Source organism: Streptacidiphilus cavernicola, assembly GCF_042510955.1.
Lineage (GTDB): Bacteria > Actinomycetota > Actinomycetes > Streptomycetales > Streptomycetaceae > Streptacidiphilus > Streptacidiphilus cavernicola.
The window spans coordinates 90,955-104,057 of sequence record NZ_JBHFAB010000016.1 but is presented as its reverse complement, the minus strand read 5'-3'; the positions used below and the strand labels follow the sequence as shown (position 1 = coordinate 104,057).

8 protein-coding genes are annotated in these 13,103 nt (G+C 71.2%); 5 read left to right on the top strand and 3 right to left on the bottom strand.

Translation table 11 applies throughout. The annotated features are described in order from the left end of the window. Positions 1-112 precede the first annotated feature (112 nt). Positions 113-2,362, top strand: coding sequence for an SF1B family DNA helicase RecD2 (recD2, locus tag ACEZDE_RS21475; protein WP_380538231.1), 2,250 nt, complete (start codon positions 113-115; stop codon positions 2,360-2,362). Positions 2,363-2,538: 176 nt separating this feature from the next. Further along, positions 2,539-3,828, top strand: coding sequence for a citrate synthase (locus ACEZDE_RS21470; RefSeq protein ID WP_380538229.1), 1,290 nt, complete (start codon positions 2,539-2,541; stop codon positions 3,826-3,828). A gap of 225 nt (positions 3,829-4,053) precedes the next feature. Here the strand turns inward: ACEZDE_RS21470 and ACEZDE_RS21465 are convergent, their stop codons facing one another. Both ACEZDE_RS21465 and ACEZDE_RS21460 read right to left on the bottom strand, forming a co-directional pair. Then, positions 4,054-6,321 (bottom strand): heavy metal translocating P-type ATPase, encoded by a 2,268-nt coding sequence (locus ACEZDE_RS21465; protein WP_380538226.1) that lies wholly within the window; start codon positions 6,319-6,321, stop codon positions 4,054-4,056. 26 nt (positions 6,322-6,347) lie between these two features. After that, positions 6,348-6,611, bottom strand: coding sequence for a heavy-metal-associated domain-containing protein (locus ACEZDE_RS21460; RefSeq protein ID WP_380538224.1), 264 nt, complete (start codon positions 6,609-6,611; stop codon positions 6,348-6,350). A gap of 150 nt (positions 6,612-6,761) precedes the next feature. Between ACEZDE_RS21460 and ACEZDE_RS21455 the strand changes: the two genes are divergently transcribed. The 3 genes from ACEZDE_RS21455 (at position 6,762) to ACEZDE_RS21445 (ending at position 8,839) form a co-directional block, all read left to right on the top strand. After that, on the top strand, positions 6,762-7,919 hold the full coding sequence (locus tag ACEZDE_RS21455) for a PP2C family protein-serine/threonine phosphatase (protein WP_380538222.1): 1,158 nt from the start codon (positions 6,762-6,764) through the stop codon (positions 7,917-7,919). Between the two features lie 30 nt (positions 7,920-7,949). Beyond that, a complete protein-coding gene (locus tag ACEZDE_RS21450; protein WP_380538220.1) occupies positions 7,950-8,243 on the top strand; it encodes a GlsB/YeaQ/YmgE family stress response membrane protein in 294 nt (97 codons plus the stop codon). 128 nt (positions 8,244-8,371) lie between these two features. Then, a complete protein-coding gene (locus ACEZDE_RS21445; protein ID WP_380538218.1) occupies positions 8,372-8,839 on the top strand; it encodes a MarR family winged helix-turn-helix transcriptional regulator in 468 nt (155 codons plus the stop codon). Positions 8,840-8,848: 9 nt separating this feature from the next. On the opposite strand, the gene hrpA is transcribed toward ACEZDE_RS21445, so the two are convergent. After that, positions 8,849-13,090, bottom strand: coding sequence for an ATP-dependent RNA helicase HrpA (gene hrpA, locus ACEZDE_RS21440; RefSeq protein ID WP_380538216.1), 4,242 nt, complete (start codon positions 13,088-13,090; stop codon positions 8,849-8,851). Positions 13,091-13,103: the final 13 nt, after the last annotated feature.

Here is a 13,103-nt window from a genome sequence, read left to right as displayed (position 1 = left end):
TTTCGATCCTGTTCGATCAGCGGAGGGCCGGACATTCCACGGCTGTCGGACCCCGGCGGTACGGTTCCCCCACGCGATCACAGCAGCGTCACACCGGAGGGGGAGCGCGGCGATGGCGGCTCCACAGCACAACGCTCCGCAGAGCAACGCCCCGCAGCCGCAACACGCCGAGGTGACCGGGGTGCTGGAGCGGATCACCTACTCCAACGAGGAGACCGGCTACACCGTCGCCAGGGTCGACACCGGGCGCGGCGCGGGCGACCTGCTCACGGTGGTCGGCGCACTGCTCGGCGCCCAGTGCGGGGAGAGCCTCAAGCTCTACGGCCGCTGGGGCAGCCACCCCCAGTACGGCAAGCAGTTCACCGTCGAGAACTACACCACCGTGCTCCCGGCCACGATCCAGGGCATCCGCCGCTACCTGGGCTCGGGGCTGATCAAGGGCATCGGGCCGCGGCTGGCCGACCGGATCGTCGAGCACTTCGGCACCGACACCCTGGACGTGATCGAGCAGACCCCGGAGCGGCTGGTCGAGGTCCCCAAGCTGGGGCCGAAGCGGACCAAGCTGATCGCCGCCGCCTGGGAGGAGCAGAAGGCGATCAAGGAGGTGATGATCTTCCTGCAGAGCGTCGGGGTCTCCACCTCCCTCGCCGTCAGGATCTACAAGAACTACGGCGACAACGCCATCACCGTGGTGAAGACCGAGCCCTACCGGCTGGCCGCCGACGTCTGGGGCATCGGGTTCCTCACTGCCGACCGGATCGCCCAGGCCGTCGGCATCCCGCACGACAGCCCGCAGCGGGTCAAGGCGGGCCTCCAGTACGCGCTGTCGCAGGGCTCGGACCAGGGCAACTGCTTCCTGCCCGAGGAGCGGCTGATCTCCGACTCGGTCAAGCTGCTCGCGGTGGAGGTCGGCCTGGTGATCGAGTGCCTGGCCGAGCTGGTGGCCGAGGAGGGCGTGGTCCGCGAGCTGCTGCCGCCCGAGGCCGACGGCGCGGAGCCGGTCACCGCGATCTACCTGGTCCCGTTCCACCGCGCCGAGATCAGCCTGGCCGGGCAGCTGCTGCGGCTGCTGCGGACGCCGGAGGACCGGATGCCGTCCTTCGCCACGGTCGACTGGACCAGGGCGCTGAGCTGGCTGCGTGGTCAGACCGGGGCCGAGCTGGCCCCGGAGCAGGAGCAGTCGGTGAAGCTGGCGCTGACCGAGAAGGTCGCGGTGCTCACCGGCGGGCCCGGCTGCGGGAAGTCCTTCACGGTCCGCTCCGTCGTCACCCTGGCCAGGGCCCGCGAGGCGAAGGTCGTGCTGGCCGCGCCGACCGGACGGGCCGCCAAGCGGCTGGCCGAGCTGACCGGCTGCGAGGCCTCCACGGTGCACCGGCTGCTGGAGCTGAAGCCGGGCGGCGACGCCGCCTACGACCGGGACCGGCCGCTGGACGCCGACCTGGTGGTGGTGGACGAGGCGTCCATGCTGGACCTGCTGCTGGCCAACAAGCTGGCCAAGGCGGTGGCGCCGGGTGCGCACCTGCTGCTGGTCGGCGACGTGGACCAGCTGCCCTCGGTCGGCGCGGGGGAGGTGCTGCGGGACCTGCTGGCGCCCGGCAGCCCGGTCCCCTCGGTCCGGCTGACCAGGATCTTCCGGCAGGCCCAGCAGTCCGGCGTGGTCACCAACGCGCACCGGATCAACGAGGGCGTGCCGCCGATCACCGACGGCATGGCCGACTTCTTCCTCTTCCCCGAGGAGGACACCGAGCTGGCCGCGAGCCTGACCGTGGACGTGGTGGCCCGCCGCATCCCGGCCCGGTTCGGGCTCGACCCGAGCCGGGACATCCAGGTGCTCACCCCGATGCACCGCGGCCCGGCCGGTGCCGGGAACCTGAACACCCTGCTGCAGGCGGCGGTCACCCCGTCCCGCCCGGACGTCCCGGAGCGGCGCTTCGGCGGACGCACCTTCCGGGTCGGCGACAAGGTCACCCAGATCCGGAACAACTATGACAAAGGCGAGAACGGCGTCTTCAACGGCACGGTCGGCACGGTCACCGCGCTCGACCTGGACGAGCAGCGGCTCACCGTGCTCACCGACGAGGACGAGGAGGTGCCCTACGACTTCGACGAGCTGGACGAGCTGGCCCACGCCTACGCGGTGACGATCCATCGGTCGCAGGGCAGCGAGTACCCCTGCGTGGTGATCCCGGTCACCACCAGCGCCTGGATGATGCTCCAAAGGAACCTGCTCTACACCGCGGTGACCCGGGCCAGGAAGCTGGTGGTGCTGGTCGGTTCACGCCGCGCGCTGGCCCAGGCGGTCCGCGCTGTTTCCGCAGGTCGCAGGCATACTGCTGTGGACCACAGACTTCGTACGGGGTGACCCGGCTGTCCGTCCGCTGTTCCGCTTCTGTCAAGAAGTGAACGCTGGACGGCTTGTTCTCAGGGGTCGCCAGCTCTTTCGGGCCACCCTGACTGCACGTTTGTACGGCAAATGGGGGACAGTGTAGGGAGTCAGGGCACCCCTTGAAGAGGTTCATTTCGCTGGTGAGGGAAGACGTGAGCGACAACTCTGTAGTACTCAGCTACCACGGCGACGAGTACGAGTACCCGGTGGTGGACGCCACCGTCGGCAACGCGGGCTTCGACATCTCGAAGCTGCTCAGCCAGACCGGCCTTACCACGCTGGACAACGGCTTCGGCAACACCGCGGCCTGCAAATCAGCGATTACCTACATCGACGGCGACAAGGGCATCCTGCGCTACCGCGGGTACCCGATCGAGCAGATCGCCGAGCAGGGCACCTTCCTGGAGACCGCGCACCTGCTGATCAAGGGTGAGCTGCCGACCTCGGACGAGCTGTCCGTGTTCCAGCACGAGGTCTCCCAGCACACCCTGCTGCACGAGGACGTCAAGCGCTTCTACCAGGGCTTCCCGCGCGACGCCCACCCCATGGCGATGCTGTCGTCCGTGGTCAGCGCGCTGTCCACGTTCTACCAGGACAGCCACAACCCGTTCGACGCCGAGCAGCGGGACCTGTCGGCCATAAGGCTGATCGCCAAGCTGCCCACCATCGCGGCCTACGCCTTCAAGAAGGCCCAGGGCCACCCCTTCGTCTACCCGCGCAACGACCTCGGCTACGTCGAGAACTTCCTGCGGATGACCTTCGCGGTGCCGGCCGAGGACTACGAGCTGAACCCGGTCGTCGTCAGCGCCCTGGAGAAGCTGCTGATCCTGCACGCGGACCACGAGCAGAACTGCTCCACCTCCACCGTGCGGCTGGTCGGCTCCTCGCAGGCGAACCTGTTCGCCAGCATCTCGGCCGGCATCAACGCGCTGTGGGGCCCGCTGCACGGCGGCGCCAACGCGGCGGTGCTGGAGATGCTCACCGCGATCAAGAACGACGGCGGCGACGTCGACGCCTTCATCCGCAAGGTGAAGAACAAGGAAGACGGCGTGAAGCTGATGGGCTTCGGGCACCGGGTCTACAAGAGCTTCGACCCGCGCGCGCAGATCATCAAGAGCGCCGCCCACGACGTGCTGGCCCAGCTGGGCAAGTCCGACGAGCTGCTCGACATCGCGCTGAAGCTGGAGGAGCACGCGCTCACCGACGACTACTTCATCTCGCGCAAGCTCTACCCGAACGTGGACTTCTACACCGGTCTGATCTACCGCGCCATGGGCTTCCCGACCAGCATGTTCACCGTGCTGTTCGCGCTCGGACGACTGCCCGGCTGGATCGCCCACTGGCAGGAGATGATCACCGACCCGGGCAACAAGATCGGCCGCCCGCGGCAGATCTACACGGGCTTCGAGACCCGTGACTACGTTCCGGTCAGCGAGCGCTGAACCGGATCCGCGGCTGAGAAGCACGCACGGCGCGGACCGTAGGGGGAGGCCGCTCAACCACCCCCCGGCCGCGCCGTGCGCGTGTCGGCCACCCAGCGACGGAGGCCGACTCACGGGGTCCGCCGGAACCCCGATTCACGTGTTGTAACACATAACAGGGGGAGTGAAGTTACGCCGGTCCCCTGTGACTCCGCTCTCATGTCGCAGAGTAGTGCTGACGTGACGTCACCGGAAGCGCCGCAACCGCAGACTGTTGCTCACCACGAAGACCGAGGAGAAGGCCATCGCCGCTCCCGCGATCATGGGATTGAGCAGGCCGAACGCCGCCAGCGGCAGTGCCGCGACGTTGTAGCCGAAGGCCCAGAACAGGTTCCCCCTGATGGTGCCGAGGGTCCGCCGGGACAGCCGGATCGCGTCCGCCGCGGTGCGCAGGTCACCGCGGACCAGGGTCAGGTCCGCCGCCTCGATCGCCGCGTCGGTGCCGGTGCCCATGGCCAGACCCAGATCGGCCTGCGCCAGCGCGGCGGCGTCGTTCACCCCGTCGCCGACCATGGCGACGGTGCGCCCCTCCGCCTGCAGCCGGCGGACCACCGCGGCCTTGTCCTCCGGCAGCACCTCGGCGATCACCCGGTCGGCGTCGATGCCGACCTCGGCCGCCACGCCCGCCGCCGCGGCCCGGTTGTCCCCGGTCAGCAGGACCGGGGTGAGCCCCAGCGCCCGCAGTCGGCGTACCGCCTCGGCACTGGTCGGCTTCACCGCGTCGGCGACCACCAGGACGGCCTGTGCCGCGCCGTCCCAGCCCACGGCGACAGCGGTGCGCCCGGCGTCCTCAGCGGCCGTCCTGGCGGCCCGCAGCGGCTCCGGCAGCGCCCCGCCGGGGTGGTCGGACACCAGCGCGTCCCTGCCGACGGCGACGGCGCGGCCCTCGACCGTGCCGCGGACCCCGCGTCCGGGCAGCGCGCGGAAGTCCTGGACCGGCGGGAGCGGGCCCGCCGCCGCGGCGGCCTCGGCCACGGCGCGGGCGATCGGGTGCTCCGAGGCGTGCTCCAGCGCCCCGGCCAGCCGCAGCGCCAGCGCCGCCGCCTCGGGGGTGCCCTCGGCGGTGTGGACGGCCAGCAGCGCCATCCGACCGGTGGTCACCGTGCCGGTCTTGTCCAGGACGACGGTGTCGACCGCACGGGTGGACTCCAGCACCTCGGGGCCGCGGATCAGGATGCCCAGCTGGGCCCCGCGACCGGTGCCCACCATCAGCGCGGTCGGCGTGGCCAGCCCGAGCGCGCACGGGCAGGCGATGATCAGCACCGCCACCGCGGCGGTGAAGGCCTCGCTGGGGCTGCCGCTGACGGTCAGCCAGGTCACCAGCGTGGCCAGGGCGATGACCAGCACCACCGGCACGAACACCGCGGAGATCCGGTCGGCCAGCCGCTGCACCGCCGCCTTGCCGTTCTGCGCCTGCTCCACCAGCGCTGCCATCCGGGCCAGTTGAGTGTCCGCGCCGACGCCGGTGGCCTGGACCACCAGTCGCCCGCCGGAGTTGACGGTGGCGCCGGTCACCGGATCGCCGGGGGCGACCTCGGTCGGCACCGACTCCCCGGTCAGCAGCGAGGTGTCCACCGCCGAGCTGCCCTCGACCACCACCCCGTCGGTGGCGATCTTCTCGCCGGGCCGGACCACGAACCGGTCGCCCACCGCCAGCGCGGACACCGGCACCCGGACCTCGCGCCCGTCCCGCAGCAGCACCGCGTCCTTGGCGCCCAGCGACAGCAGCGCGTGCAGGGCGGCGCCCGCGCTGCGCTTGGCACGGGCCTCCAGGTAGCGGCCGAGCAGGATGAAGGCGGTCACCCCGGCGGCGGTCTCCAGATAGAGCGTGGAGCCCGCGTCGGCCCGGGTCAGGGTGAGGCTGAAGCCGTGCACCATCCCCGGCATCCCGGCGCTGCCGAAGAACAGCGCCCAGGCGGACCAGCCGAAGGCGGCCAGGGTGCCGAGCGAGACCAGGGTGTCCATGGTGGCCGCGCCGTGCCGCAGATTGGTCCAGGCGGCGCGGTGGAACGGCAGCCCGCCGTAGACCACGACCGGCCCGGCCAGTGCGAAGGACAGCCACTGCCAGTTCCGGAACTGCAGCGCCGGGACCATCGCCAGCAGCACCACCGGGAGGCTGAGCACGACGGTGACCAGCAGCCGCTGCCGCAGCCCGGCGAGCTCGTCCTGCGGCCGTTCGGAGGCGCTGTCCTCCGGCTCGAGCCGCGGGGCCTCGGCGGTGTAGCCGGTCCGCTCGACCGTGGCGATCAGGTCGTCCACGGTCAGCCCGGGGGCGTAGCTCACGCTGGCCCGCTCGGTGGCGTAGTTGACGCTGGCCCGGACGCCGTCCATCCGGTTGAGCTTCTTCTCGATCCGGGCGGCGCAGGACGCGCAGGTCATTCCGCCGATGGCGAGGTCGACCCGGCTCTCGGCGGCGGGCGCCCCGGTGCCCGCGGCGGTGGTGGTGCTGCCCATCCTGCTGCTCCCTTCCGGGGCCGGGGTCAGGCCCGGCCGACCAACTGGTAGCCGGCCTCGTCCACGGCGGCGCGGACCACGTCGTCGGTCAGCGGCAGCTCGTGGGCGACGGTGACGGTGCCGGCCTTGGCGTCGGCGCTGACCCCGGTGACGCCGGGGAGGGAGCCGATCTCCTCGCTGACCGACTTCTCGCAGTGGCCGCAGCTCATGCCGGAGACGGTGAAGACGGCGGTGGACATGGCTTCCTCCAAGGAAGGTGGTGACGGGTGCTTCCCTCTACGGAACACCATACCCCTAGGGGGTATTCCGCTCCAGGGCAGCCGAGAGCGTGACGGTACAGAGAGTAACGAGCGCGGGGCCCGCAGCCACATTCCGCCACGGCGGCGGGGGCAGGCGTGGACTTATGTCGCCTATCAGATGATTGATATAGATTCGAAGCTGTGACGATCCGGAACAGCGACACCACGCTGCTGCAGACCCGGCGCTGGGTCCGGATGTCGGTTCCGCTCGGGGTGATCGTGCTGATCGCCGCCACCGACCTGCTGGCCGGCCGGGAGTCCTACCTGGCCTCGCTGCTGGCCGTGGTCCCGCCGCTGGCGGCGCTGACGCTGTCCCCACTGGAGGTGATCGGCGCCAGCGCGATCGGGCTGGTGCTGCTGGTCGCGCTCAGCCGCTTCGACGGCCTGGAGGACCCGGCCGACTCCCGGCTCTTCTTCGGCACCCTGATCTCCTACATCGCGCTCTCCGCCGCCAGCATCGTCATCTCGCACCTGCGGATCGTCAGGACCAGGCACCTGGTCGCCGTCAGCACGGTGGCCGAGGCGGCCCAACTCGCGCTGCTGCGCCCGCCGGGCCCGCAGGTCGGCGACATCCGGCTGGCGGCGCGGTACGTCTCCGCCGCCGACTCGGCGAAGATCGGCGGCGACCTCTACGGCGTGCTGGACACCCCGTTCGGGGTGCGCGCGATCATCGGCGACGTCCGCGGCAAGGGCCTGGCCGCGGTGCAGACCGCCGCGGTGGTGCTGGGCGCGTTCCGCGAGGCCGCCTACGACGAGCCGGACCTGGCCGGGGTCGCCCGCAGGCTGGAGACGAGCGTGCTCCGGCACGTCACCAGCGGCGAGTTCACCACCGCGCTGCTGGTCGGCTTCCGCGACCCGGAGCTGATCGAACTGCTGCACTGCGGCCATGTCGCCCCGCTCCGGGTCGCCCCGGACGGCACGGCGCAGGTGCTCGACCCGCCCGACCCCTGGGTGCCGATCGGCCTGGCCCACCTGGCCGAGGGCGCGCCGCTGACCTGGCGGGTCCCGTTCCGGCAGGGCGACGTGCTGCTGCTCTGCACCGACGGCGTGGTCGAGGCCCGGCAGCGGAACGGCGAGGGCCCGTTCTACCCGCTGACCGAGCGGGCCCCGGCCCTGGTCGCGGGCGGGGCGGTGGACCCGGAGGAGGCGGTGGCCCGGGTCTACGCCGACCTGCTGCACCACGCCGGCGGCGAGCTGCGCGACGACGCGGCACTGCTGCTGCTGGCCCGCGACGCGGACACGCCGTCACCCGAACGCGCTGCTCCGGAATGCGCTTCCGATGATCAGGGCCGATCCTGAGCGGACAGGCGAGTACCAGAGGAGTCGCACATGTTTCAGATCATCTGGATTGTGATCGTGGGTGCCATCCTTGGCGTCATCGCCAAGATGCTCCTCCCCGGCAAGCAGGCCATCCCGTTCTGGCTGACCATCATCTGCGGCATGCTCGGCGCGCTGCTCGGCAACGCCGTAGCCGGCTGGATCGGGGTCCGGCACACCAGCGGCATCGACTGGATCCGCCATCTGCTCCAGTTGATCGGCGCGGTGGTCGTGGTCGCCGCGGGCTCCGCGGTCTGGCCGGCGATCCGCGGCAAGAACAAGAACGTCGATACCACCCGCGTGTGACTCCGCCGCACTGACGGGACTCCGCCGCGCTGACGGGCCCCTGCCGGGACGTTCCGGCAGGGGCCCGGTGCGCTGCTGGGTGACCTTGATTATTGATGAGGTCAAGTTGTTGCCGTAGGCTGGAGGCCATGAACAGCACCCCCGCGCCCGCCGTCGTGCCCACCAAGGCCACCCTGATCGACGAGTTCGCCGCGATCGGGGCTGCCTACTTCCAGGACTTCGCCGCCGTCGCCGCCCGGCACGGGCTGACGTCCGTGCAGGCCAAGGCGCTGGCGGTGCTGGTGCGCAAGCCGCTGCCGATGCGCGGCATCGCCGAGCAGCTGGTCTGCGACGCCTCCAACGTCACCGGCCTGGTGGACCGGCTGGAGGCGCGCGGGCTGGTCCGGCGTGAGGTCAGCGCCAGCGACCGGCGGATCAAGATCGTACTGGCGACCGAGGCCGGGGAGGCCGCGATCCGCGCGGTGCGCGACGACATGCACGCCACCCAGCAGGCGCTGGACCTGCTCAGCGACGAGGAGCGGACCGTGCTGCACGGGCTGCTGTCGCGGCTGCGCCCGGTGCTGGAGTCCGCACCTGCCACCGGACCGACCCGCTAGCGCCCCTGACTAGCCCCTGACCGCGTCGATCGCCCGCAGGATGCGCTGCTCCGACACCGGGTACGGCGTCCCCAGCGGCTGGGCCCACAGGCTCACCCGGAGCTCCTCCAGCATCCAGCGGATCTGGACCGTGCCCTCCTCGTCCAGCCGGTCCGGCGGCAGGTCGGCCAGCAGCTCGTCGTAGGCGTCCCGCATCCTGAGCATCACGCTGGTGCGGTCCCGGTCCTTGTGGGGGTCGTCCGGGAGCTTCACCAGCCGGCGTTCGACTGCCTTGAGGTAGCGCAGCAGGTCCGGCAGGCGGCGCTGGCCGGTCTCGGCCACGAAGCCGGGGTGGATCAGCTCGGCCAGCTGCGCCCGTACGTCGGTCAGGCCGGTGAGCATGGCCAGGCTGTTGCCGATGGCCTTCAGCCGCTCGGCCACCCGGTGGTTCACCGCCAGCACATTGGCGGTCTTCACCACGGTGTCGGCGGTGACGTCGTAGAGGTCGGCCCGGACCGCGCCGCGCAGCCGCTTGTACGAGGCCTCGTCCCAGACCGGGCCGCCCGCGTCGGCGATCAGCCGGTCCGCCGCCGCGGTCAGGCAGTCCGCGAACAGCGCCTCGGTGCTGCCGTGCGGGCTCGCCGCCAGCGCCAGCTTGGCGCCGTTGCCCAGCCGGGACTGGATCGAGTTCACCGGGGAGGGGATGCCGAGCAGCAGCAGCCGGCGGGTGCCGGCCAGCATCGCCCGCTGCTGCGCCCGGGGGGTGTCCAGCAGCCGGACCGAGACCGTGGCGCCGTCGTCCACCAGCGCCGGATAGCCCTTGACGGTCTGTGAGCCGCGCTTCTGCGCGAAGACGTCCGGCAGCTCGCCGATGGTCCAGTCGGTCAGCCCGCGTCGCTCCAGACCGCCGGCCGCCTCGGCGATGGCCGCCTGGGTCCGGGACTTCAGCTCCAGCTTGAGCGCGTCCAGGTCCTTGGACTCGCCGAGCTTGCGGTTCTTGTCGTCCACCACCCGGAAGGTGATCCGCAGGTGGTCCGGGACCGCGTCCAGGCTCCAGCTGTCGCGCGGGACCGGGATGCCGCGGAGCCGGTGCAGCTGCCACTCCAGCAGCTCCACCAGCGGCTTGTCCTCGGTGGTGGCGGTGGCCGGGTCGCGGTGGCCCAGGCCCTGCATCAGCCGCTTGGCGTAGTCCGGGGCCGGGACGAAGTTGCGCCGCAGCGCCTTGGGGAGGGAGCGGATCAGCGCGGTGACCAGGTCCTCGCGCAGGCCCGGGATCTGCCAGTCGAAGCCGATCGGCCGGACCTGGTTCAGCAGCGTCAGCGGGAGGTGGACGGTCACGCCGTCGGCCTCCGCGCCCGGCTCGAACTGGTAGGTGAGCGGGAACTCCAGGTCGCCCTGCCGCCAGACATTGGGGTAGTCGCGCTCAGTGACCGTGGCCGCGTTGTCGTTGACCAGCAGCTCGGGGGTGAAGGTGAGCAGCTCCGGACGGGTGCGGTGGGTCTTCTTCCACCAGCTGTCGAAGTGCGCGCCGGAGACCACGTCGGCGCCGATCCGCTGGTCGTAGAAGTCGAACAGGGTCTCCTCGTCGACCAGGATGTCGCGGCGGCGGGCCCGGTTCTCCAGCTCCTCGACCTCGTCCAGCAGCTTGCGGTTGTCATGGAAGAAGCGGTGGTGGGTGCGCCACTCGCCCTCGACCAGGGCGCGCCGGATGAACAGCTCGCGGGACAGCTCCGGATCGATCGAGCCGTAGCCGACCTTGCGCTGGGCGACCAGGGTCACCCCGTACAGGGTGACCTTCTCGAAGGCGACGACCTGGCCCCGGTCCTTCTCCCAGTGCGGCTCGCTGTAGCTGCGTTTCAGCAGGTGGGCGGCTTGCTCCTCGATCCACTCGGGTTCGACCTTGGCGGCGATCCTGGCCCACAGGCGGGAGGTCTCCACCAGCTCGGCGGCGATCACCCAGCGCGGGGTCTTCTTGAACAGCGCACTGCCCGGGAAGATCGCGAACTTGGCGCTGCGGGCGCCGAAGTACTCCTGCTTCTCGGCGTCCTTGAGGCCGATGTGCGAGAGCAGCCCGGCCAGCAGCGAGCGGTGGACCGCGTCGCCGTCGACCTCGTCGGCTGGGTGGCCGAGGTCGATGTCGAGCGACTTGGCGACCTGCCGCAGCTGCGCGTCGATGTCCTGCCATTCGCGTATCCGCAGGTAGTTCAGGAACTCCGACTTGCACATCCGGCGGAACTGGCTGGAGGACAGCGCCTTCTGCTGGTCCTTCAGATAGCGCCAGAGGTTGAGGTAGGTGAGGAAGTCCGAGGTCGGGTCGGTGAAGCGGGCGTGCAGCTGGTCGGCGTGCGCCCGCTTCTCGACCGGGCGCTCGCGCGGGTCCTGGATCGACAGCGCGGCGGTGATCACCATCACCTCGCGGACCACGCCGTGCTTCTCGGCCTCCAGCACCATCCGGGCCAGCCGCGGGTCCACCGGCAGCGCGGAGAGCTTGCGGCCGAGCGGGGTGAGCGTGTTGACCTTGGTGGTCGTCACCAGCGCGCCCAGCTCCTGGAGCAGGTCCACGCCGTCCTTGACGTTGCGTCGGTCCGGCGGCTCCAGGAACGGGAAGGCGGCGATGTCGCCGAGGCCGGCGGCGGTCATCTGCAGGATGACCGAGGCCAGGTTGGTGCGCAGGATCTCCGGGTCGGTGAACTCGGGGCGGGCGAGGAAGTCCTCCTCCGAGTACAGCCGGATGCAGATGCCGTCCGAGGTACGGCCGCAGCGGCCCTTCCGCTGGTTGGCGCTGGCCTGCGAGACCGCCTCGATCGGCAGCCGCTGGACCTTGGTGCGGTGGCTGTAGCGGGAGATCCTGGCGGTGCCGGGGTCGATCACGTAGCGGATGCCGGGGACGGTGAGGGACGTCTCGGCGACGTTGGTGGCCAGCACGATCCGGCGGCCGGTGTGGGACTGGAACACCCGGTGCTGCTCGGCGGAGGAGAGCCGCGCGTAGAGCGGGATCACCTCGGTGTGGCGGAGGTTCTGCTTCTCCAGCGCGTCGGCGGTGTCGCGGATCTCCCGCTCGCCGGAGAGGAACACCAGGATGTCGCCGCTGCCCTCAGCGCCCAACTCGTCCACGGCGTCGCAGATCGCCTGGATCTGGTCGCGGTCGCGGTCGATCGCGTCGGCTTCCTCGTCCTCGCCTTCCTCGATGACCGGGCGGTAGCGGACCTCGACCGGGAAGGTGCGTCCGGACACCTCGATGATCGGGGCGGCCTCGCCGGTGCGGGCGTCGGTGAAGTGCTCGGCGAAGCGCTCCGGGTCGATGGTCGCGGAGGTGATCACCAGCTTCAGGTCCGGGCGCTTGGGCAGCAGTTGCTTGAGGTAGCCGAGGATGAAGTCGATGTTGAGGCTGCGCTCGTGGGCCTCGTCGATGATCAGGGTGTCGTACTGGCGCAACAGCCGGTCGTTCTGGATCTCGGCGAGCAGGATGCCGTCGGTCATCACCTTGACGGCGGTGTCCGGGCCGACCTGGTCGGTGAAGCGGACCTTCCAGCCGACGGTCTCGCCCAGTTCGGTGCCCAGTTCCTCGGCGACGCGCTCGGCGACGGTGCGGGCGGCGATGCGGCGGGGCTGGGTGTGCCCGATCAGGCCGCGGACGCCGCGGCCCAGTTCCAGGCAGATCTTGGGGATCTGGGTGGTCTTCCCCGAGCCGGTCTCACCGGCGATGATCACGACCTGGTGGTCCCTGATCGCTTCGAGGATGTCCTCGCGGCGGGCGCTGACCGGCAGCGACTCGGGATAGGTCGGGGTCGGGACAGATGCCCTGCGGTTGGCGACGCGGAGTTCGGCGGACTCGATCTCGGCGGCGAGGGTCGCTTGGGTGCGCTCGCGCTTCTCCGGCTCGCGGAGCTTGCGGAGGCCTTCCAGGCGGCGGCCGAGGCGCTCCTCGTCGCGGAGGGTGAGCGTCTGCAGCTTGGCGACGAGGTCGCCGAGGGAGGGGACGGCGTCCGCCGGGCGCTGGGCGTCTTGCTGGCCGTCGGCGCGGGGGGTGCGCGGGCGGTCGCCGCGGCGGCCGTTTCCGCGTGAGCGGCTGCTGCGGGCGCGGCGCGGTGCGTCGGCGCCCCTACCGGTGCCGGGGCCCTGAGCGGTGCCGTCGGTTGAGCCGGTGGTGGCTTCCGCGGCGGTGGGCGGTGCCTCGGGGGGATTCGAGGGCGCGTTCGCGCTCGGCGTGGCGGGGGAGCGGGGGGCGACTGGCGAGGAGTCGACGGCTGCGGAGTTCTGCGGGGTACCCATTGCACTCCCCACC

What these genes read in the sequence shown, in the direction of transcription:
- recD2 (WP_380538231.1), top strand. Translation starts at nt 113, where the DNA reads ATGGCGGCTCCACAGCACAACGCTCCGCAGAGCAACGCCCCGCAGCCG.
- ACEZDE_RS21465 (WP_380538226.1), bottom strand. Translation starts at nt 6,321, where the DNA reads ATGGGCAGCACCACCACCGCCGCGGGCACCGGGGCGCCCGCCGCCGAG.
- ACEZDE_RS21460 (WP_380538224.1), bottom strand. Translation starts at nt 6,611, where the DNA reads ATGGTGTTCCGTAGAGGGAAGCACCCGTCACCACCTTCCTTGGAGGAA.
- ACEZDE_RS21450 (WP_380538220.1), top strand. Translation starts at nt 7,950, where the DNA reads ATGTTTCAGATCATCTGGATTGTGATCGTGGGTGCCATCCTTGGCGTC.
- ACEZDE_RS21445 (WP_380538218.1), top strand. Translation starts at nt 8,372, where the DNA reads ATGAACAGCACCCCCGCGCCCGCCGTCGTGCCCACCAAGGCCACCCTG.
- hrpA (WP_380538216.1), bottom strand. Translation starts at nt 13,090, where the DNA reads ATGGGTACCCCGCAGAACTCCGCAGCCGTCGACTCCTCGCCAGTCGCC.